Origin of the sequence: Snodgrassella sp. B3882 (assembly GCF_026535915.1) — a bacterium.
Classification (GTDB): Bacteria; Pseudomonadota; Gammaproteobacteria; order Burkholderiales; family Neisseriaceae; genus Snodgrassella.
On the sequence record NZ_JAFNPF010000001.1, the window covers coordinates 331,917 to 353,215 of the forward strand.

The following is a 21,299-nucleotide window of genomic DNA, read 5'->3' on the forward strand; positions in this document are numbered from 1 at the left end:
TATCGAAATAGCGCGGATTCATGATTGATAGAATATTAATGCCAAGGAGAAAAAATGATGATTACAGGAAAACTGTCTATTATTGGTAATAAAATTTTAACTAAACACCTTGTCGGAAGCTCAATACAGTTGCCAGTCTCTCCAGAATATGATTCATCCAACAATCAGGAAATACTCAATCTGTGGCAACAATTTATGACCAATAACTATCATAAATTGCTACCTTATTGTATTGATGAGAATATCATTGCGGTGGAAGAACCGATTACTCGTCATCATATTAGTAAATGGGCTACGATAGAGATAGCACATGATGCTATGTTCATTCCTCAGATAGATGGTTTAAATACAATCACCATCGATGGCGCGTATTTTGGTTTTATTCATACAGGGACAGCATTACAATTTAACCAAGTTTATCAACAAGCAATAGATTATCTGACCAACAATCATATTCGAATAGATCATCATCGACCAAGATTAGAAATGATGCATCGTGATTATTTGCCAGATAATCCATTGAGTAAAGAAGAATTTTGGATTCCCATTTTCAGCTAAATAATCAATAAATTGGATTGCATAAATCGTAAAATAACCTAGTTTCAAAAAAATATAAGATGCCTAAAATAGCCATGAAAAAATGGCGCTTATGTTTTCAATATACGAATCTCCGTGTAATTAATTAGTGTGATTAGATTCGTTCTTATTTAAAAACATGCCAATATCTATTCAGCGAAGCAAACGGAGGCTTTGGCACTAATATTAAGATGATCACTATCCGTTGCAGTTAAAACACTGATTTTTCAAATATGACGTATTGGAAAAATTTCCCTGTACGCTCAGGGGATGAAATATTAGTTAGAAAGTGAAGATAGCCAATTAACTTAGCTAACACGTTAATTTTAAAACTGGTTATAAAAAATACCCGTTTTTTTTAATTTTTTAGAAACTAATTTATCCAGATGCACTACGAGATTTATTGATGGTTACTTTTTCTTAAATGATAATATAATAAAAGAGCTATGTATCATTGTAGTGAAAATCGTATCGTGATTGATGAATTTGAATCCCTGCCAAATATCAACTTGCAATCGTTAAAATATGCATTTCTAGTTATTTTTACAGGATGAAAAACGGGTCATTGCCTGTGAGGTGATTGAATAAATCTGAGAAGGGAGGTAGCCAATATTGCTATAACTGACTTCACAGCGTATTGAGTAAAAGGGGAATATAAATGAACTTAAACGAAGAGTTGGAATCTCATAAAAAATGGTTAAAAGGAAGTCCTGATAGTGCTCAAATTGATATCAGTGATTGTGTTATAAAAGATCAGAATTTATGTAACGCTGATATAAACTCTGCTATATATAATCATGTTAAATTTGAAAACGTTTTATTTGATCAAGTTAATTTGGGGGGGAGCTGATTTTTTAATTGTAGATTTTATAACATTCAATTAAACGAAACTAATATAAGAAAATGTGAATTTTATGATTGTGAGTTTTATGATTGTAATATGTCTAAATCAGAATTTAATACTTCAAAGTTTCAAAATTCTGGAAAGTTAATCTAAACGGGGCATTTTTTAATAAGTGTAATATATTTAATGTCATTATGAATCAAATATTTTTAGAATCAATAATGTTTTTAGATACAATATTAAAAAAAATACACATTATTGATTTAGTTATAGACCAAGAAAGACCAATTTAATATTCTGTAAATGAAAATATAGTAAAAATAAAAAATATAGATGAATTAGTCAATATCATCATGTAAAAAATTATTCAAATCCGGATATAAAGATTAAATCGCATTATCTAAGGCTGAAACAACATCAAAGCCTTCTTATTATTTGAATTTTAGAGCCTAAAATTTATAGCCTAATAAAAAACACCAATCACACAAATTTTGTAATAAAAATATTAACGTACATGCTATAATATTTACCCATCTAACTAGAGATTTTTCATCATTTTATCAATATTAAAGGTTTATTATGCGGTGTACGAAAAAAGGTTTAGTTAAATTAGGGCTGTATTGTTTGAGTGCATTGTTAATCGTATCTTGTAGTGATAATAAACCTAAATCAGAGGTTAAATCGGACAAGGTCATTAAGGCGTCCACTGAAATACCACAAATAGCCGCATCACAAGAAGTATCTGTAAAGCCAAATGATAATGCAGATAAATTTAATCAGTATATTGATTTTTATAATGAAGGTTTAATCGGACTATCAAATGAGTTAAATAATTATTTCAAAAAAGAAGGCAAAGCCGAAACGCTCAAAAAGGATGGCGATTACACTTCTGGGGCAAAATACAAAGATTGGGAGCAGATTAAAACGCTGATCAAGGAACCCCCAGCTTTCCAACAACTGGATGAGGCAGCTGCTGAATTAATACCAGCAGCTGAGCAATTAGATGAATTATTGGCAACTGCTCGAGAATACTATAAAGCAAAAAAATATACCGCTGACAATTATGCCCAAGGACAAGAGCTACATACCAAAATCTTAGCAACCAGTCAAAAATATCAACAGGCATATAGTCAATTCGAAGTGGCAATAAAAGCCAAAGAAAGTGAAACCCGTTCACTTGAAATGGAGCAAGCTAAAAAAGAGGGTAATGAACTTGTTTATAATCGCATTTTGGTTTCGATTTTGATGGATAAAATTTTAACTGAGCTTGAAACTCAAAAGGTGTCTGCTCGCAATGTAACCACTACAGACCTGACCAAAATCAAACCGCTTTATGAAGATCTCAGCCAAGCGCAAAAGGCGCTCAGAGAAGCGAGTAAAGTTCGTAAGGCTCCCAAAAATAAGGATTTGATCAACGAACATTATTCGAAAGAATTTGTCGATACAACCGCAAAATTTAAAGCATGTGTGGTTGATTTAATAGAGCGAGTAGAAACTCAGAAACCTCTAAATGAAGCTGAATTGCGCGTTATTAATGCTACACCAGCTAAAGGAACCCCTGAGTTGTTGATTGAGTTAAGAAAAGAAACGATAAAAGAATATAATAACTCTATATAATTTCAATCAGCTTAAAAAAAGGTAATTTAAATCATTTAAATTACCTTTTTTGATTATTCTATCGCTTAGTCAATATTTGCTACTATGCTCAATAGTCATCAATATAACTATTTAAAAGATTGATCATTGTCTTTTCACTTAATCAGACTGAAGGCTTCTTTAACCAATTTATATATTCTGTGCCAGAAAATAGATCAGCATCGATTAAATAATAGTAAACTTTAAATATGTGACGAATTAGTTGATTAAAAGACAAAATAATACAGCTAGATAGCAGAGCGAATTCTAAATCGCTTTAAGTCTTAAGATTGTTATGGGTCATGGTGAGCATAATCATTGAACTATGAAAGTTATAAAGCAGTTTTTTCAAAAGTATTGTCGTGTTCAATGAGTTTTAAAGAATACTTTAGCCATTATATTAAATATAATACTTTTTCTATGTTTAGCCGTGCAAAATAAAAACTATTTTAACCTAATGGAAAAGATACAGTTAAGAATGAAATTAATTCAACCTTAATCTACCATAATCATATTTGTTTGTTTTATATCTACTTCTTGATTATAGTAATATGAAACTTTCTTAAATATTTCATTACTCGTTTTATTTTATTAGCTGTTGAAGCTTAATAAATTCTTTTATTATATTGGATCTGGATTAAAGGTTTATTGAGTCCACAGTTTTTATTTTGTTGCTTTTGTTAATATGATAATATTATTCTATGCGATTGAACCAATTTGTCTGATGAGTTTAAGAGAAAAGAATGCCTGTTAATAAGCACTTAAATAATGTTGAGATTGTAATAAGGCAAATGTTTTTATAAATATTAGAATATTTCATGTAGTAATTGCTCAAATAAATAAGGATCTGCTATGGTTGTTAACAAAGATTGTTTTGTTCGATTAGGTATTATCATTTTAAGCTTAACGATAATAACTTCCTGTTCTGAAAAGCCATCGAATATAGCATCTTCAGAAATTGAAGTATCATCAAAAATAACCGAAAAGAGTATGGTTGATAAATACAATCGATACGTTGATTTTGATAAAAAGGGCATAAAATATCTTCTTGAAAAATTGAATCTTTATTTTGAGATTATGGGACAAAATTCCGATCTTATACGAGGAAGAAAGTATAATTATGGTGTTAAATATCGATATTGGGATGAAATAAAAGCAGTCCCTAATGAACAACCAGCTATTAATGAATTAGATGCGGCGACGAAAGAATTAATACCTGTAGCAGAACAATTGGATGAATTGTTGTATTTAGCTAAGGAATATTATAAAGCTGAAACATTCTTAAAAGATGACTATGCAAAAGGTCAGGAACTTCATTCTAAAATTCTGGCTACAGCAAAAAAATTTAATTCTTCCAAAGAAAAATTTGCGTTGGCACTTTCACAATATCGTTAAATAAATTTCATGAGTTAATTTCTGACTTAAGTGTACATACCAGTAACTTGAGTTATAAGGTGTTTTTTATTGCTTACTAGAATCGTATCCTAAATTTACCCGCATCAAGAGAATTGTTTGACCTTCATTTTATGATCTAGATGTTGAATTCATCAAATTTATCATTTGCCCACTTAAGTTACTAAATAGATTAATAACCTTAATATGATTAAAAACTCGGCTTAGATTATGGGTATGACCAAATTGAAGAACGGATATTGACTATTAAAAATTACATCTTGGAATTATATGCTTATGTAAAGAGTGATGTAGTTATAACCCATTAAGAGGTGCTTCTCATTAAGTATTTTCTATACTTTAATGCATTTTTTTAAAAATTGGGCATTTTAAACAATTTATTTTATGATTTTTTTGAGTAATTCCAAGGTGCAATTTAATAATAATGAACAATTTCGATTAAGTTAGATCGCGACATATCACCGGGATTATTGCCAGGCTGACCTTCCGGAATGGGGAGTGCTAATTTTTTAAAATGTTCAACCCAATAAGGAGGAAATTCGCCTGTTTCTTTGGATTTAAAGGTCATGGCTTGTAAGGGAAAAACTTCTTGTCCATGGTTGGCCTCTTTAAATATTTGATAAATTAGTTCTGAGCAGTAGTACTGGTCGTTATTAATATCGAAAGCATCATCGTATTTTTTGCCCACTTTTAGTCTGGCCTGTATTAATGCTGGTTCAATTAGTGACAGGTATGGAGGTTTTAATCTACCGACAACTGAGCGGGGTGTGCATTTATTTTTCGGATGGAGATAAGTTTGCAAAGGGGTAATTCGGACTTTTGGATGGGTGGCTTCGATGACATAATATTTTCCGTTGTTCTTTTGCTCTACTATTCCCACATGCGTGAAGTTATAGCCTTCAATGCCTTGAGTAGCTGCTTTAATTGCACTATTCATTCCACCGTCACAGGCTTCCTGAAAGATGAGATCCCCTTTTTGTAAATGAAAAATGGTTTGCGCATTGACGCTTAGGCTGATTAACAACCAGATTGCAATAATGGGTAATAGAGTCTTATATTTTTTATACATTTATACTTTATAAGTAAGTTGAATATGCGTTGATTATACAGCATGATGATGTATAAAGCAGTTGTGCTAAAACGCGTTAAGATAAGCTTTGACTGCCTGAGGATGCCACCAATATAATGATCGTCAATTTCAATTTCGGATTTTCAATAAAGTGGTGCCGACCAAACAATTATCTCCCAAACAAGAAATGGAGCGCGGTTTGCGTGCAGCATTGCCGATTGTGCTCAGTTTCATTCCTTTTGCTATGGTTTTGGGGGCACAGGCTGTACAAAAAGGGATGAGTGCCGGACAAATTACGTTGATGGCTGGGGTCAATTTTGCCGGTGGCTCTGAGTTTGTAGCAGTCAATTTATGGACATCACCTCCACATTTATTTTTGATCGCTTTAATGACTTTATTGGTTAACAGTCGTCATTTTCTGATGGGTGCAGCCTTAACTCCTTATTTGCAAGGTCTGCCGGCTAGAAAGGTCTTACCAGCTTTGTTTCTGATGTGTGATGAAAGCTGGGCTTTGATGTTTGCCGAAATTAAACGTTCTGCAGATAAAAAGTTTAATTTTTATTTTTATATGGGTTCGGCTGTTGCTTTATATGGGATTTGGGTTCTTTTTACTGCCGTAGGTGCGCTGATTGGTCCGGTACTTGGAGATATTACGCAATACGGTTTTGATATGGCTTTTGTGGCCGTATTCCTGGTTTTGTTAAAAGGGATGTGGAAAGGGTGTAAAGCCGCTATACCTTGGTTAGTAAGTCTTTTGACGGCAATAGCTGGTTATTGTTTTATTCCCGGAGCGTGGTATGTGCTAATAGGATCTGTAGCCGGTCTGGGTACGACTTTTCTGATGACGCGTCATGATTGATTTATCCACGTTACTGACCATTCTGACCATGGCTTTGGTCACCTATGCAACTCGTGTGACGGGTTACCTGTTGTTGCGCAATCGGGTATTGAGTGCGCGCATGAGAAGAATGTTAGAGGCTATTCCAGGTTGTGTGTTGATTGCGGTGATTGCACCGGCATTTGCCACTCAGAATATTGCTAATCTGCTTGCGTTGGCGTTGACTTTATTACTCGCTAGCCGATGTTCGTTTGTGGTGACAGTGGTTGGCAGTATTGTCCTCACTGCTTTATTGCGCTATGTGTTTTCTTTGTGATGCTCAAAACGATTAAAGGTAGTCAATAGTAACTTAATACCTGGATTCAGACGCAATCCAGCCTAAGGTGTATTTCTGTGGGTGGCGGTTTTTTGGGTATGCCAGCGGATGTTGAGTATTGGTGTGCATTATTTATGCGCATATTTTATCTATATCGGTACTTCTATTTGCATCTGTGAAAAAAATTTCTCTTATTTTAAACTCTGAATTGATCAAATCTTTCAATAATTTTGGGCGCAAGACACTATTTGGGAATTGAAAGCGGTGAGCAAAGATTCTGGACATAGGCTTGAATAGGTTGTTCAAGATGATGAATATAAGTTGAAATAAAAAGAACCACCCAATTTATTTTTATTGATTACAGTTTAGTTTACTCTGTAAGGTAGTAAAACTTGGGTAATAGCGTAACTGTGATGTAGGCAGTCAGTTGTCGTTCTGGTGGGTAATGCATGGCAGCACCAGTGATGAATGAAATTAGCTGTTCTGCTGCGTGGCTAAAATAATCGTAACTTTAAGCAATGGGGTGGTTAAGGTGTTTTTAAACGCTGATTCATGATGGCTGATCGATGATGATGGTTAATGGCTGCTGCAAGTTAAGATGGGCTCTTTAATACTGCGGTGAGATCTAGTGCAGGGATCTTAAGATGCGGTTGTGGCCAGTTCTACATCTCTCTATTGACGGTTATCATGTTAATTTTTAAAAGAATAATGGGTAAATTTACTTTCTTTTCTAGCATGTGCAAGGTAAATTAAGCAAGGTGAATGAGCTGTCTGGATATGGCGGTTTGCTTGGTAATATGTAAAGGAAGAAAGATGAATAATGCTTTGATTGATGCTATTTCTAAACGTCGCAGTCAGTATGCTTTGGGTAAAAATGTGTCTTTGTCACAGCTGGAGTTGAGTGAGCTGATTAAACAGGCGGTTAAGCTGGCTCCTTCTGCGTTTAATTCGCAAAGTGCACGGGTGGTGATTCTCTTTGGTCAGCAAAGTGATCAGTTTTGGCAAATTGTCATGGATAAGCTGCGCGCTATTGTTCCGGCGGATAAATTTGCGCCTACTGAAGCTAAGGTGAATAGTTTTGCGGCGGGTGTTGGCACGATTTTGTTTTATGAAGATCAGGATACGATCGCTGCTTTACAGCAACAATATCCTAGTTATCATGATCAGTTTCCTATTTGGTCGGAACAGGGTAGTGGTATTGCCCAGTTTGCAGTCTGGTCGGCGTTGGCAAATGCAGGAATCGGCGCCAATCTACAACACTATAATCCACTACCAGACGCGGATGCTGCAAAGCTATGGGATATTCCCCCAAGCTGGAAGTTGCGCGCGATGATGCCGTTTGGTTCAAATGAAGCGACGATCGCGGATAAGACTTTTCTGGATGATCGGGTCAGATTTAAGGAATTCGGTTCATTTTAGTCATCTGATTTATCGTGTTGGTCATTTCCGGATTTTGACGCTGTCAGAATCCGTTTTTTTCGACTGTTTAGCGCCCATTTAATTTTTTAAGGACATGTTTTTCTTTATTAGCAACTTTGATCCGTTTTCTATTCAATGAGGATTTATGTAACTGAATCATTACCTTGTTATGTTGTTCAGCAATGGTGCTGGAAGTAGGCGTGGTAAGGGGATTATTCGATTATTTGGGTTAAACAGGATTGAGTAATGTATTTTAATGCCATGATGTGGAAAAGAGCATATTTACCCATGACGAAGTTGTTGCGGGCTATTTTGAGTTGAAGGGAACATTCAATATTAGGTATGTTTTGTTGTATAAACCGATTCCTTCGTCCACTTTTGTTTGCTCGCACAAGGGCAGGGCATTTTATCGGCAATCATGCGATTGCTAGTAACTACAATTATTTATTTTAATCGGTCTAATTATTTGATAGAACAATTCTACCTTGGATATGTCGGGTCTTTACTCAGGACTTTAACCGCTATATGATTATTGAATATAAGTTAATAATGGCATTTGATTAAAGTTATCTATGATTTTGGCAATTGATGTCTATTATATTGATGATAAAGCGAAGTCTGTCGGTATTTTATTTGAGCAATGGGATGATTCTATATCAGCGATTAAAGCTTTAATTATCGATTATCAGGATAATATTAATCCCTACCAATCTGGTCGATTTTTTCAACGCGAATTGCCATGCATTTTGTCTTTACTCTCCAAGATTGATTTGGATGCTATTGCGACGATAGTTATTGATGGCTACGTCTATTTAAATGATGGAAATCTAGGCTTAGGCGCTCATCTTTATCAAGCATTAAATCAAAAAATACCCATTGTGGGGGTGGCCAAAAAAATTTTTTCAGGTAATCGTGATTATGTCATGGCTGTAAGTCGTGGCAAAAGTAAACATCCTTTGTACGTGACTGCTATTGGAACGTCAGTGGAATTAGCAGCAGAAAACCTGCAATTGATGGCTGGAAAATATCGAATGCCTGATTTGCTAAGCTATTTAGATCAACAAACAAAATTATTTAAGCATGAGTGATGGATCGGGTTAACCATCATTTATTCCGTCTTACTCAATATACGATGATGGATAGATGGCATCTATTCTGTAGCCCAGCTGGGAATAACACAGTAGAGAGGTGGTTGTCATGATGATTAGCTGAGCATTTAGCTTGATTACAGGATCAATCACGTTTATGTCTGGTTTTTTCGCATGTTTGCATGTGGCTTATTCATATCTTCTAAAAAATAATAAAAGTTGAGTTTTGGCACAAGCTTGCTCAAGTAGGATTGATGACCAATTCAATGAAGTAGGTATGAGAAATGGGCAAAACTTCAACTAAAAAACCGAATACTATTTTTTTTTAAAGCTGTTTATGTATTTGTCTTGAGCGAAGGTGGTAGTGAACGCTGCCGGAGCAAAAATGCCTAAGCGGTGGGTATCTTAGCGGTGTATTGTTTAAATTTTTTTTCTTCGCTTCGATAATCAGTTTGCTTTAAAGGGAGCCTGCTTTTTTGGATAGCTAAAGTTGTTTTGCTACGTTGTAATCCGCTGATTTTTTCTCTTGCATCTGGCAAATACTTATCTGGTATTTTACTTATCGGATGGTATTAGCTAAGTTTGTGACTTTTAGGAAACAATTAGAAGTGATATGAAAAATGAGTATAAATATTTAATTTAAAAAGAGATTTACTCAATTTAGGATGCTAATTATTGCTGTTTTGTGTGTTTTTTTGTTGTTAATGTTAAAAAAGATTAAAAGTCTGATTTATCTGAGTTGTTATTGTGTTTGGTCAATAGTTTGGATTGAGGCTGGTGCTTTAATCCCCGCTGACTGTTAGTGCTAACGGTTACTAATAATGATGATTCGTCCTGCACTGTCTGAATGGCATTAGGTCACGGACGCTTAGGTTTTGTTGGAGTTGTTAGAGACATATGGTTAGAAAAGTACCTGAACTTGTTTGTCCGGCAGGCAATTTGCCAGCGTTAAAGATGGCTATTGATCATGGTGCAGATACGGTATACATGGGGCTAAAAGATGCCACTAATGCACGTAATTTTGCCGGTTTGAATTTTGATGCGAAATCTGCACGAGAGGGAATTGATTACGCTCATCAGCGCAATCGTAAGGTGCTGATGGCGATTAATACGTATGCACAGGCTGGGCAAGTGAATAAATGGCAACAAGCTGTGGATACGGCAGCACAGCTGGGTGTCGATGCGGTGATTTTGGCTGATTTGGGTATGTTGGCTTATGCCCGTAAGACCCATCCGCATCTAAATCTGCACTTGTCGGTACAGGGTTCGGCGACCAATTATGAAGCAATTAATTTGGCGCAGGAGCTATTTGGCATCAAACGGGTGGTGTTACCAAGGGTATTGACGCTGGCGCAAGTGGAACAGGTTATTAAGCATACGACGGTTGAAATTGAGGTATTTGGTTTTGGTAGTCTGTGTGTGATGGTGGAAGGTCGCTGTTTGCTTTCCAGCTATGTGACGGGCGAATCACCAAATACCTTTGGGGTGTGTTCTCCAGCTAAATTTGTACGCTGGGAACAGCATGCTCAGGGGATGGATGCGCGACTGAATCATATTTTGATTGATCAGTATCAGCAAGGTGAAGCAGCAGGTTACCCCACTTTATGTAAAGGGCGCTTTCAGGTTGATCGTGACGTCTATTATGCGCTGGAAGAACCGACCAGTTTGAATATTATTGAGATTTTGCCACAATTGTTGGCGATGAATGTGGCTGCTATTAAGGTAGAAGGCAGACAGCGTAGTCCTGCTTATACGGCACAAGTGACGAAGGTTTTGCGACAAGCCATTGATATGGCCAGTCAGCAACCAGAAAGTTTTGCGGTTAATCCACAATGGCAACAGGCACTGGCTAAGGTATCCGAGGGACAACAAGTCACTTTGGGTGCGTATAGCCGGCCGTGGAAGTAGTTGAGAATGTATATGCAACATAAAAAACTGGAACTGACGCTAGGGCCGATTTTATTTTTCTGGTCAAAAGAAATGATGCTGGATTTTTACCAGCAGATGATGCAACTGCCGCTAGATCGTATCTATTTGGGCGAAACGGTGTGTTCCCGCCGACAGGAATTTAAGCTGGCAGATTGGATAGATCTGGCTCATGATCTATCTTCTGGAGGTAAAAAAATTATTTTGTCCTCTCAGGTTTTGATGGAAAGTGAATCGGATTTACGCCGTTTACGCAAGTTGGTTGAGCAGGAAGAATTTACGATTGAGGCAAATGATCTGGGCGCAGTGAATATGCTGCATGCTAAAGGTCTGCCGTTTATCGCTGGTCAATCTTTGAATATTTATAATGAACAAACTTTAGCGCTGATGCAGTCATTGGGAGCCATAAGTTGGGTAGCATCTGTTGAACTGGCGGCAGAAAAATTGGCGCTGATTATTGCTGAAATGCCTGACATGGCATGTGAGGTGATGAGCTGGGGTAAATTGCCGTTGGCCTATTCATCACGCTGTTTTACCGCCCGACACTACAATTTAAAAAAGGACAGTTGTGAGTTTAAATGCTTACAGCATGTTGAAGGTTTAAAGTTATATACGCGCGAACATGAGTCATTTTTAACCATTAATGGGATTCAGACAATGTCTGCAGCCTGCTGCTGTTTGCTTGCCCATTATGCGCAAATGTGCCAACTTGGGGTTGCAGCGATGCGGTTGTCTCCGCAGCAACAGCATATGGCTGAGATTGTTCAGATTTATCGTCAGGTTATCGATGGAAAGTTGGCTGCGGCTGATGCAGTGGCAATCTTACAAGGCTTGACGTCAGATAAGCTGGTAGATGGGTACTGGCTAGGTAAGGAAGGTATTAAATGTAATGAGGAGGTCAGTTGTGCAGGTTCCTAATGTGGTAATCCCGGGCTTGGTCAAAAAAGTGGTGTCAGTTTTGCCTGCTAAACCTCCGGCTTGGGTGTTGGTGAATACGTTAAATCAGCTGTTAAAAAAAGAGATACTGTTGGCGGATATGTCTTTATTAGCTGGTCGTTATTTTCAAATTGGAATAGAAGATCTGGGGCTGAATCTGTTTTTTACGGCAGATGAGAAGCGTTTTATTCTGGCGGATCAGTCGATTCCAGTGGATCTGTATTTTGGTGCCAATATGGCCGATTTTCTAAAAATGCTATTGCGCCAAGAGGATCCGGATACTTTGTTTTTTAATCGCAAATTAAAAATTGAAGGTGATACGGAGCTGGGGTTGATTGTGAAAAATCTGCTGGATAGTATTGATTGGTCTACGATTCCACTGATGAAATCTTTAGTGGAGCAATGATGGTTGTTTTGCAGTAATAGTTTGAATAAAGTCGGCTTAATAGGGGAACATGTAAACTGATACGTGGTTTTTGAATTCAACTAAAATATCGCCACAGGAAGTGGATGCGGATTATAAAAATAACGCAAACTATACGTAAGCTAGGTAAGTTGGCTGAAGTCAACTACGATGGTGACGTTAATTTTCTAGAGAAAGTGCAAACGAAAAAATAATTTAGAATAACAGGCTAAATGATAAATTATGTTTGATGCTTACAGGGAATGAAGCCAATCTTTTTCTAGCCTGTTTTTTTTCATCCAAAAGTTGCTGAAATTGAAATATTCAGATCGATAAAGTTGGTGAATCTTTATTTAATTTTCCGTGGCATGTTCTTGCTATGATGAAGCATTCAGAGGTTTTTTCTCTTCCTCAAATGACAGGTAATTTAATTCAATATTAGTCAAAAATTCATTTATGCATTTTAGAGGAATATCACTAAGAAATGGTGAAGGAATTGACATGACTATTAAAATATAAAGCCAACTTAAAGGTTGGCTTTGGTCGTTTTAGATTGGCGGACGCTGACAAGCAATCATGTAGTTTACGTCGACACGGTCAGTTATATGGTATTGTTTGTTGAGCGGATTATAGGTAAAACCACTGCAGCCAAGCCATTCTAGTCCAGCCTGCCGGCACAGCCGTGCCAGTTCGGCAGGGGTGATGAATTTACGGAAATCGTGGGTTCCGCGTGGTGTTAGTTTGAGAATATATTCAGCAGCAACAATCGCTTGTAAATAGGATTTAGGATTGCGGTTGATGGTGGAAAAGCAAACAATGCCACCTGGTTTCACTAACTCGGCACAGGCACGCACAATACTGCTTGGATCAGGAACGTGTTCTAACATTTCCATGCACGTGACGACATCAAAGGCTGCCGGGCATTCGGCAGCCATTTCTTCTGCGCTGATCATACGGTAACTGATATGAGTTAATTGTTCCTGCATGGCGTGCAGCTGAGCAGTTTTCAATGATTTTTTGGCTAGATCAATGCCAGTAACTTGTTCTGCTCCGGATTTAGCCATCGCTTCGGCCAGAATGCCTCCGCCACAGCCAATATCTAAAATGTTTTTGTTGGACAGATGAGCATAGTCATCAATAAATTTCAGGCGCAGCGGATTGATGTCATGTAATGGCTTAAATTCGCTGTTTTTGTCCCACCATTTATGCGCCAGTTGGCTAAATTTGTCTATTTCACTGCTATCAACATTCTCCGTATACGACTGCTGGGCGGAGTGTTGTGATTGAGATGAGGTCATGGTTATGGTTCCGTAGGCTGTGGGGTTCTTTGCCACAAGGCGATAACGTTATTTTTTTCGCGAGGTCGTGCACCGGTCCAGATTTCAATCCAGTTATCCGGTACTTTTGCTTTTACATCATGTGTCACCAGTCGATACTGACAGTGTTGGTTGTCTGGCGATAATTTAATCCAGCTGTATTCTTGCCAGGCGATACGGGTACTGAATTGATCAGCTTTGATGCTGATGCATTCTTTTCCACTCTGTAAATCCTGTGTCAGTTGGCTACTTAAGCTGTTTTGCATTTGTATGACCACTGGTCGAGCCGATTTGGCTGCGTCCAACCACGGTAAAAATAAAGTCAGTAGGAGTGACCACACCAGCAAAACGCCTGCTGCCCAATTGGTCACGGCCTGACGTCCTCTAATATGCTGACGGGTGATTGCCCACAGCCAGAGTGGTGTCAGTACCCCAGCTACGATCAGTGGGAAGTAATCAACGTCATAATGATAATAGGGACTGAAATAGGTTGCTCTTTCAGCCAGTTTGGCCGGCCAGCCAAAATTCATCGCTGCAAATCCTAGCCATAAGAAAATGGCCAGAAAGCCAAAAGTCATGATGCCAAACCAGTTTAGGAAAGCAACTGCACCGGTACGTAAAGCATTTAATTGCGCAGCACCAATAACGGCCAATGCGGGCAGAAGAATAACCAGCAGGTTTTGTCCTTGAGCAGGCATAATAGCAAACATCAGTAGACACAATCCTAGCCAGATAATGGCCAGAATTCCCCAAGGTTGGCTTTTTAATGAGGTGCGGGTTGCAGTCCAGATTGCCAGAGGCCAAGCTGGGAAGGCAAACCAGATTAGATTTTTGACATAGTACGCTAAAGAGAAATGAACGCGGAAATGATTGAAACCGCCAAAAGGATATAAAGCGTGGTATTGCCACCATTGATGGAATAATGGCGCACTGCTTTGGTGCAGTGCTACTGGCCAAATTAACATCAGTGGCCAAGCCCATAGCATGGAGATAATCAGAACCAAATAATACCGACGATATCGCCACAGCGGAAACAGCAACAGACTGATCGCCAGCAACATGAACAGTAACGGCCAGAATAAGCTGCCGGATAATGACAAAACTACCCAGCCACCGCCTAGCATCAGGCTGGCCATCATGACGCGACGTGTCGATAGTGAAAAGCCATACCAGCACATGGCGGCACCGAGGCACAGGACAATGCTGTCGTTGATGAAATGCCCTGGCATCAATAATCCCGGACAACCCAGTAATATCAGCACCGCAATGCGGCCGTTACCGCGACCGAGAAACTGACGGGCAGAACCGCCAATGCAACTAAAAGTTAAAGTCATGAGGATAGCGTTGAGGAAACGAATCGCTTCATAACTATCCAACCAGCGCGGGCTTAGCAGGTGCTGAGATAAGACCCCCAGCCAGACATATAGGGGAGAGGAATCCCAGTTGGTGGTATGAAACAAGCTTGGGATAGCCCATTGTCTACTCTGCCATTGTTGAATGGTTTCATATAAATAAGGTTCACCTGGTGTCCATAAATCATGGTGAAATACACCCGGCCACAACCAGACAAAAACCAGCAGCATTAATAGCCACGAACGTTTGGCGCTGACGGGCTTAATATTGCTTTTCGGAGGGGTATAGGTGAGCATGTGTTTATATATCCGTTTAATGTGACTTATGTTAACGGAAAATACGTCAGGCAGCCATATCTGGCTGCCTGCTGTTGGGCGTGATTGGTTGTTAATCCAGCTGTTGGCTTAAATTAACCTGATCCAGTGGTACTTTGCGGGTACGATAACGGATTTTATGGTACAGGTAAAAAGCGGCAAAAACGGGTAATCCCATGTAGGTGATGGCAAAGCGTTGCCATTTGAAGTCGCCATGCAACAATAAATTGCTATCCTGTCCCATGATGACCAGAATACACAAGAATAAAGCCAGAATCGGACCGAAGGGAAACCATTTGGCTTTGTAAACCAAAGTATTCACGTCGCGACCTTGATGCACAAAGGCACGTCGGAAGCGATAATGACTGATGGCAATGCCCAGCCACGCGATGAATCCGGTAAGACCTGAAGCTGCGACGACATATTCATAAGCACCTTCATCGATACTTTCCAATAAGAAAATCGCCAGCACAATGATTGCTGTTGCCAGTAAGGCTAAAACTGGTACACCACGGCGATTTACCTGACCAAACGAGCGATGTGCCATCCCTGTTTTGCCCATGGCGTATAACATGCGGGTAGAGGCATACAGACCAGAATTTCCGGCAGAAAGTATTGAGGTCAGAATGACGGTATTCATTATTGCGGCGGCAAAAGCCAGTCCAGCTCGTTCAAACACTAAAGTAAACGGAGATTTGGCTATTTGATCAACATCTGCACCTAACAGGGCATTGCTGTTATAAGGGATCAGTAGTCCGATCACCAACATGGCCAAAATGTAAAATATCAATATGCGCCAGAACACCTGCTTGACTGCTTTAGGAATACTGGTCTGCGGATCTTCGGATTCGCCGGCGGTAATGCCGATGAGTTCAGTACCTTGAAAGGAGAAGCCAGCAATGAGGAATACGCCTAAAACGGTAAAGAATCTCCCCGACCAGCCGTTGCCCAAAATAGGGGCATCGCCAATGGTGAAATTGGTCAGTCCGACATATTGTCCGCCAAGTATCCCGAGTATCGTCAATACACCAATCACCAGAAAAACAATGACGGTGACGACTTTAATCAAGGCAAACCAGTATTCAGATTCACCATATACCCGCACGGACAGTATATTGAGCAGAAATATCAAGGTAAAAAATAACAGGCTCCAACACCATGGAGGCATGAAACGTAAGGGTTCCCAATAGGTGATAACCAATGCGGAAATCGATATATCAGCGGCTACAGTGATTACCCAGTTAAACCAATAATTCCAGCCTAAGGCAAATCCTAAGGAGGGATCCACAAAACGGGCTGCGTAGGTAGAAAATGAACCTGAAGTTGGCAGATAAGTGGCCATTTCGCCTAAAGAGGTCATTAAAAAATACACCATGACCCCGATAGCGATGTAAGCCAGTAAGGCACCGCCAGGTCCGGCATCGTGAATAGCACTGCCACTGGCCATAAACAGTCCCGTACCAATGCTGCCACCAATTGCAATCATCGACAGGTGACGGGTTTTCAAATGGCGTCTAACTTGATTAGAAGAAGATTGGGTGTCTGTCATTTTATTATTCAATTTAATCGATTCTGTTATGTCTCCCCACACAAGCCAATATACAACACATGCTGTTGGCGCCCAAATACCCTTAAATCAGAAGCTTTCTGCGCTTTAAATGGTAATAGTGGGCTGTAGAAATGGCGGTTAGGTTTGGTCTAACTGCTTGGTTATGCAGTATAAAACCATATGACATATCAAGTTTTAATGTCTAAAACAATTATTATAACAAACCCTAGGAATGACTGGCGTGATAATTCAATGTTTTTGTTCACTCAAATACTGCTGACCATTATCCAGTACAATCACTTTTTCCGGCCAACGCAAAGCCGCCAGATGCATCCGGCTGCGCGCAGGATCAATTGATTGTTGCCGTTCGCGCCAACGCGCGCCAACTGAATAATCTACACAGAAAACCTGTTGTTTAGCGCCCAGCCATTGTGTTGGTGGTTCCTGAAATAATTCTTTGCGGTGTTCTGCCACCCCATCACGATACCAGCTCCGCCAGTAATGACCGATGATGACGGCGACCGAATCAGTATAATGTTGCCACCATGGTTTGCGAATGGTAAACCGCCAACGTCCATTAATATAAAAGGGAGCTGTAGCTAAAGCCTGTATGCCACTGGTGAGAGCCCGTAATGGATTGTGGCAGCTTCGCATTAAGTCATAATGGGCGATACCTGGCTGAAATGACATGCTGACATTTTCGTCTTCCAGTTTGGCCCCCAAAAGCTGAATTTCCCTTTTGTATACTTCATACCACTCAGTTTGTTTGAAATCATCATGAAAACGATGTTCCCAATATTGATTGACATCGGTTAGGGAAGAGGACTGATATTCATTCAGTTTGTGAATACTCTCGGGTAACCATGCAGCGTGAACAATGCGTAGATCGTCCCGTTGCAATATTAATGGCCATTGTCCAAGCTGGTCTGTTAATTGTTGGCGTTTGTGTTTGGCATAATGTTGCCATGGTGCATAACGCGCCTCATCTTGAGTACGTTCAGTAAAAAACCAGCCTGAACCATCTTTAGGGTCATTAATCAACAAATTTAATTCATGATTGCCAATGACACTGAAGGCATTTCCTTTGGCTACTGCTTCGATAGTCCAATCTAATACGGCTGGACTATCTGTGCCTCGATCACACAAGTCGCCGACAAATACCAGTTTGCGCCCGTGAGGATGATGACCATATTCATCATAGCCAAGGAAATGTAATAAATGTTGTAACGGCAGCCATTCACCGTGCACATCGCCAATGATATCCAGCGGTACACCAGCAGGTAAGCTACGAATAAAGGGACTTTGATAAGCATCCATAATCAATACGATCTGAGCAGCTAGTACAGCGGTTGTGTGTGTATGTCTATGTATTGTAAGACAATGTTTAATCAATTTAAGCGATTAAACATAGCACAGTATATTGAAATATGCCAACTTAAGCATTGAAATAGGGTGCTATTTACATGGGAGTGAGTATGAATTGATTAATGAATGTTAATTTTTTCAAATGATTAGAAAACGCTATCTAAATGCTCTTGTGGTAAATGTTACTTTTATCAATCTTATCTTTGCCAAACTGCTTATTTTCGGCTAAACTCGCATACTATTTTTAAATTTGCATCCATAGCTCAGTTGGAAGAGTGTCGGTTTCCGAAGCCGGAGGTCACAGGTTCGATCCCTGTTGGGTGCACCAATTATATATATGCGGGACTTTCAACTCTACTGAAAGTCCTTTAGTTTTATCTTCTGACTAGCTCTTCACTATCCTAAATTACCATTTAAGCCCGTGTAATTAAGCCATCAAGAGTCATGTAGCACATAAATTGGTGTTGATATAGCCCAACTGATGCCTATCTGAACTGAATGTGCCTCAATAAAGATAACCTCGTGACATTCAAATAATCGATTTTGCAGTTCAAATCATTTAACAGCATGATCAATGCAGAGCACTATGAAGAAAAAATTCTTTGACAAAAACTAATTGATAACAGAGTGTGATATCAATGAGTAAATTAACACACCTGTAGAAACAACGCTTGCCGAAAAATTTAGGTAGGTCTTAGCAACGAAACACGATAAGGCGACAGATTAATCAATCATGAAAGAGGTGATGACACCGAAGTAAAAGCATGGGCAAAATATTAAATGCCACGACTTCGTCGCCAGACATTAAGTGAGGAAGAGAGAAAAGCGCCAGTTAACAGGCGAATGGCATGTCAAATTCATCACTGTGGGCGAGTAAATCCCCCATAGAAGACTACTCATCCACGCGTTTAAGAGAAAATTCTGATTTTCTTTTTAGGTTCCGCAACTAATCTATTTTTCGAGACATAACAATTAATTCAGTTAGACCATCGGTTTCATAATGTTGATATAGGAAAATAATTCCATATTTGTCATCCTGAATTTTAATAATTTTGAGAATCCTTAGTTTTCGCTGGCTTAATTGAAACGTTTCTTGTGTCAGCACATTGAGAAAATGGCCATCCTGATGTTGAATAAAACCTTCAATCACCTCATCATGGCGAATAGTTATCCAGTTGAGCGTATAATTGGTGTCTGAAAAATTAACTACATAAGTATGCTCAGAAATTTGTATTGAATCATGAATATATTGAATTATGTGTTCATGTTGAAACAAAACATCCTGCTTAATTTTGCCTTCTGGTGAAATAGTAATGAGATAAATTAGGTTCTCTCCATTCAGACTTAAAACCCGTGATGTTTCGCTAAAGCTTAAAACTAACGCTCTGTTTGGATAAAACCCTTTATCCACTTTGATTATTCTTGAGTTTATAATATTACCTTTTTCATCAATTTGGCGGTGCAACCAACCATCCTCACCTGGCGCAGGTGCGAGTAAATGAAATTCATTATTGCTTGGATGAATAAAAAAATGGTTGCTTTTAGGTAAGGGTATTTCGTTTTGGCGGAAAGTATAGACGCCATTGTGTTTCAACTTAAGAAGAGTTAGTTGGTCTGGCTGTCTGTATGTTTCATAACTGACAGAATCGACAATATGATAAAAAATACTCGATTGATTAACCACACCCTTAAAATCACCATTAGCAAGCCGTATAGACTTAGATAAAACCGTGTATGGTAAAACAGTGTATTGGCGGTTTAAAAGTGGGATGATGACATTAGATTTTTTTTTGAACTGATTGACTTCAAGCAGAGTATAAGGCTGATAATCTGGACCGATAAACATATTAGCGAGAAGTAGTGTTGGATCTTCACATTCAGGATCTTCACCTTCATTTTCAAGGTAATAATCAACTTTATTCGCATCCAGATCGATAACACAATAGAAGTAAAAATCCAAATCTTTTGCTACGTCTGGGTCAGACTGTATATAATATGCCATACAGATAATCAGCGTACGCGGATCAATCAAGATGATATCATGCACCCAAAACTGATCAATGATGACATCGTTCGGCCCCATAATATGTTGGGGAAATAAATGTATCACGTGTCCTAATCCAGTCAAATTAGAATTGAGTTCAGTCATGGGAATATCAATTTTTTCTAATGTTATCATGGTGTATCCTCTATTTTTAAATAAGATAGTTGGAATTTATTAAATCTGCAGCTGCATAATTGTTTGATATTATTTTTTTCTCCATTAATATTTATAATTTCAATTTTTATCCGTTTATTTTTTGTACGTATAAACATATCTAAAAAATTTTTATTTATATATTTCTCCACTAATGCAAGTTTATTATTGATATAAATCGCTCGTAAATAATGATTTTTCTTTTTACCCTTTCAACATCAATCATGTTGATTAATTTGATTATATGATGATATCCAGAAAAACTTCCATAATATTTTACTTCTTGCATATTTATTCTTTTTGCAGTGGCGAAAGCAAAAACAAAACAAGAATTAAAAGAACAGTTTTTTTCATTTTGGATTTAGTATCTTGTTGGGCAAAATAAGCATCTAATACCGTTGGATTATCCCCATAAGGCGATTTGTTTAATGTAACTGTTTGTCCCGTATTCGTTATTTGATTTCTTGCTCCGCTCGATTGCCCTTCATGGGTAGTTCCTTCAATAGAGCCGCTTATATTGCTTCTATTTGTAGTCCCGCTATTATGTAAATCATTGGAGCAGGAAGTAAAAGACAGACAGAAAAATAAGCTCAGTACCAAAACAGCATGGAATTTTCCTTTTCCGTATTTAAAATCTAGTTTTTGTTGAAAATCGTGTATGTGAAGAGTTTTTTTGTATTTCTTCATAAGATAGTGTATTAAATGTGTAGCGTATTTTTTTTATAGTTTTCTTCAAAAGAGA

Annotated in this window: 18 protein-coding genes, 1 tRNA gene and 1 pseudogene; 13 read left to right on the plus strand and 7 right to left on the minus strand. The window is 38.4% G+C overall.

Annotated elements, in window-relative coordinates; all coding sequences use genetic code 11:
* Positions 1-54 precede the first annotated feature (54 nt).
* From J3U68_RS01495 to J3U68_RS01510, 5 genes and pseudogenes are all read left to right on the plus strand, one after another.
* Positions 55-558, plus strand: coding sequence for a GyrI-like domain-containing protein (locus tag J3U68_RS01495; protein WP_267373835.1), 504 nt, complete (start codon positions 55-57; stop codon positions 556-558).
* Between the two features lie 676 nt (positions 559-1,234).
* Positions 1,235-1,426, plus strand: coding sequence for a hypothetical protein (locus J3U68_RS01500; RefSeq protein ID WP_267373836.1), 192 nt, complete (start codon positions 1,235-1,237; stop codon positions 1,424-1,426).
* 21 nt (positions 1,427-1,447) lie between these two features.
* Positions 1,448-1,573: pseudogene (locus J3U68_RS10645) on the plus strand (pentapeptide repeat-containing protein); the annotation flags it as partial.
* Positions 1,574-2,044: 471 nt separating this feature from the next.
* Positions 2,045-3,037 (plus strand): DUF3829 domain-containing protein, encoded by a 993-nt coding sequence (locus J3U68_RS01505; RefSeq protein ID WP_267373837.1) that lies wholly within the window; start codon positions 2,045-2,047, stop codon positions 3,035-3,037.
* Between the two features lie 870 nt (positions 3,038-3,907).
* Positions 3,908-4,450, plus strand: a complete 543-nt coding sequence (locus J3U68_RS01510) for a DUF3829 domain-containing protein (RefSeq protein ID WP_267373839.1) — start codon at positions 3,908-3,910, stop codon at positions 4,448-4,450.
* Between the two features lie 433 nt (positions 4,451-4,883).
* Here J3U68_RS01510 and J3U68_RS01515 read toward each other — a convergent pair whose 3' ends face one another.
* Positions 4,884-5,537, minus strand: coding sequence for a YiiX/YebB-like N1pC/P60 family cysteine hydrolase (locus J3U68_RS01515; RefSeq protein ID WP_267373840.1), 654 nt, complete (start codon positions 5,535-5,537; stop codon positions 4,884-4,886).
* Positions 5,538-5,724: 187 nt separating this feature from the next.
* Between J3U68_RS01515 and J3U68_RS01520 the strand changes: the two genes are divergently transcribed.
* From J3U68_RS01520 to ubiT, 7 genes are all read left to right on the plus strand, one after another.
* Positions 5,725-6,396, plus strand: a complete 672-nt coding sequence (locus J3U68_RS01520; protein WP_416384648.1) for an AzlC family ABC transporter permease — start codon at positions 5,725-5,727, stop codon at positions 6,394-6,396.
* Positions 6,389-6,691, plus strand: a complete 303-nt coding sequence (locus J3U68_RS01525) for an AzlD family protein (RefSeq protein WP_267373843.1) — start codon at positions 6,389-6,391, stop codon at positions 6,689-6,691. Before J3U68_RS01520 ends, J3U68_RS01525 begins: the two co-directional genes overlap by 8 nt.
* A gap of 813 nt (positions 6,692-7,504) precedes the next feature.
* Positions 7,505-8,110 (plus strand): nitroreductase family protein, encoded by a 606-nt coding sequence (locus J3U68_RS01530; RefSeq protein ID WP_267373846.1) that lies wholly within the window; start codon positions 7,505-7,507, stop codon positions 8,108-8,110.
* A 572-nt stretch (positions 8,111-8,682) separates the two neighbouring features.
* Positions 8,683-9,198 carry an endonuclease V gene (locus tag J3U68_RS01535; RefSeq protein WP_267373849.1) on the plus strand — a complete coding sequence of 172 codons (516 nt, stop codon included), beginning with the start codon at positions 8,683-8,685 and terminating at the stop codon, positions 9,196-9,198.
* 897 nt (positions 9,199-10,095) lie between these two features.
* Positions 10,096-11,106, plus strand: a complete 1,011-nt coding sequence (gene ubiU, locus J3U68_RS01540; protein WP_267373852.1) for a ubiquinone anaerobic biosynthesis protein UbiU — start codon at positions 10,096-10,098, stop codon at positions 11,104-11,106.
* Between the two features lie 12 nt (positions 11,107-11,118).
* Positions 11,119-12,042 (plus strand): U32 family peptidase, encoded by a 924-nt coding sequence (locus J3U68_RS01545; RefSeq protein WP_267373854.1) that lies wholly within the window; start codon positions 11,119-11,121, stop codon positions 12,040-12,042.
* A complete protein-coding gene (gene ubiT, locus J3U68_RS01550) occupies positions 12,029-12,466 on the plus strand; it encodes a ubiquinone anaerobic biosynthesis accessory factor UbiT (RefSeq protein WP_267373857.1) in 438 nt (145 codons plus the stop codon). The genes J3U68_RS01545 and ubiT overlap by 14 nt, the downstream gene beginning before the upstream one ends.
* Positions 12,467-13,011: 545 nt before the next feature.
* Here ubiT and ubiG read toward each other — a convergent pair.
* The 4 genes from ubiG to J3U68_RS01570 form a co-directional block, all read right to left on the minus strand.
* Complete coding sequence (gene ubiG / locus J3U68_RS01555; RefSeq protein WP_267373859.1) at positions 13,012-13,761, minus strand: bifunctional 2-polyprenyl-6-hydroxyphenol methylase/3-demethylubiquinol 3-O-methyltransferase UbiG; 750 nt, start codon at positions 13,759-13,761, stop codon at positions 13,012-13,014.
* A 2-nt stretch (positions 13,762-13,763) separates the two neighbouring features.
* A complete protein-coding gene (locus J3U68_RS01560; RefSeq protein WP_267373861.1) occupies positions 13,764-15,428 on the minus strand; it encodes an ArnT family glycosyltransferase in 1,665 nt (554 codons plus the stop codon).
* A gap of 91 nt (positions 15,429-15,519) precedes the next feature.
* On the minus strand, positions 15,520-16,932 hold the full coding sequence (locus J3U68_RS01565) for an amino acid permease (protein WP_323811436.1): 1,413 nt from the start codon (positions 16,930-16,932) through the stop codon (positions 15,520-15,522).
* A gap of 312 nt (positions 16,933-17,244) precedes the next feature.
* Complete coding sequence (locus tag J3U68_RS01570; protein WP_267373866.1) at positions 17,245-18,312, minus strand: metallophosphoesterase; 1,068 nt, start codon at positions 18,310-18,312, stop codon at positions 17,245-17,247.
* Between the two features lie 300 nt (positions 18,313-18,612).
* On the opposite strand from J3U68_RS01570, the gene J3U68_RS01575 reads away from it, so the two are divergent.
* Positions 18,613-18,688: transfer RNA gene (locus J3U68_RS01575), tRNA-Arg, on the plus strand.
* A gap of 618 nt (positions 18,689-19,306) precedes the next feature.
* Here J3U68_RS01575 and J3U68_RS01580 read toward each other — a convergent pair.
* Both J3U68_RS01580 and J3U68_RS01585 read right to left on the minus strand, forming a co-directional pair.
* Positions 19,307-20,539: a hypothetical protein gene (locus J3U68_RS01580; RefSeq protein ID WP_267373870.1), complete on the minus strand. Its 1,233-nt coding sequence runs from the start codon at positions 20,537-20,539 to the stop codon at positions 19,307-19,309.
* A 309-nt stretch (positions 20,540-20,848) separates the two neighbouring features.
* Entirely contained in the window at positions 20,849-21,244 is a 396-nt protein-coding gene (locus tag J3U68_RS01585; RefSeq protein ID WP_267373872.1) for a hypothetical protein, read from the minus strand.
* Positions 21,245-21,299 lie beyond the last annotated feature (55 nt).

Coding starts and splice junctions, on each gene's coding strand:
- J3U68_RS01510 (WP_267373839.1), top strand. CDS start 3,908: ATGGTTGTTAACAAAGATTGTTTTGTTCGATTAGGTATTATCATTTTA.
- J3U68_RS01515 (WP_267373840.1), bottom strand. CDS start 5,537: ATGTATAAAAAATATAAGACTCTATTACCCATTATTGCAATCTGGTTG.
- ubiG (WP_267373859.1), bottom strand. CDS start 13,761: ATGACCTCATCTCAATCACAACACTCCGCCCAGCAGTCGTATACGGAG.
- J3U68_RS01535 (WP_267373849.1), top strand. CDS start 8,683: ATGATTTTGGCAATTGATGTCTATTATATTGATGATAAAGCGAAGTCT.
- J3U68_RS01570 (WP_267373866.1), bottom strand. CDS start 18,312: ATGGATGCTTATCAAAGTCCCTTTATTCGTAGCTTACCTGCTGGTGTA.
- J3U68_RS01585 (WP_267373872.1), bottom strand. CDS start 21,244: ATGAAGAAATACAAAAAAACTCTTCACATACACGATTTTCAACAAAAA.
- J3U68_RS01565 (WP_323811436.1), bottom strand. CDS start 16,932: ATGATTGCAATTGGTGGCAGCATTGGTACGGGACTGTTTATGGCCAGT.
- J3U68_RS01580 (WP_267373870.1), bottom strand. CDS start 20,539: ATGATAACATTAGAAAAAATTGATATTCCCATGACTGAACTCAATTCT.
- J3U68_RS01560 (WP_267373861.1), bottom strand. CDS start 15,428: ATGCTCACCTATACCCCTCCGAAAAGCAATATTAAGCCCGTCAGCGCC.
- J3U68_RS01520 (WP_416384648.1), top strand. CDS start 5,725: ATGGAGCGCGGTTTGCGTGCAGCATTGCCGATTGTGCTCAGTTTCATT.
- J3U68_RS01545 (WP_267373854.1), top strand. CDS start 11,119: ATGCAACATAAAAAACTGGAACTGACGCTAGGGCCGATTTTATTTTTC.
- ubiU (WP_267373852.1), top strand. CDS start 10,096: ATGGTTAGAAAAGTACCTGAACTTGTTTGTCCGGCAGGCAATTTGCCA.
- J3U68_RS01530 (WP_267373846.1), top strand. CDS start 7,505: ATGAATAATGCTTTGATTGATGCTATTTCTAAACGTCGCAGTCAGTAT.
- J3U68_RS01525 (WP_267373843.1), top strand. CDS start 6,389: ATGATTGATTTATCCACGTTACTGACCATTCTGACCATGGCTTTGGTC.
- J3U68_RS01500 (WP_267373836.1), top strand. CDS start 1,235: ATGAACTTAAACGAAGAGTTGGAATCTCATAAAAAATGGTTAAAAGGA.
- J3U68_RS01495 (WP_267373835.1), top strand. CDS start 55: ATGATGATTACAGGAAAACTGTCTATTATTGGTAATAAAATTTTAACT.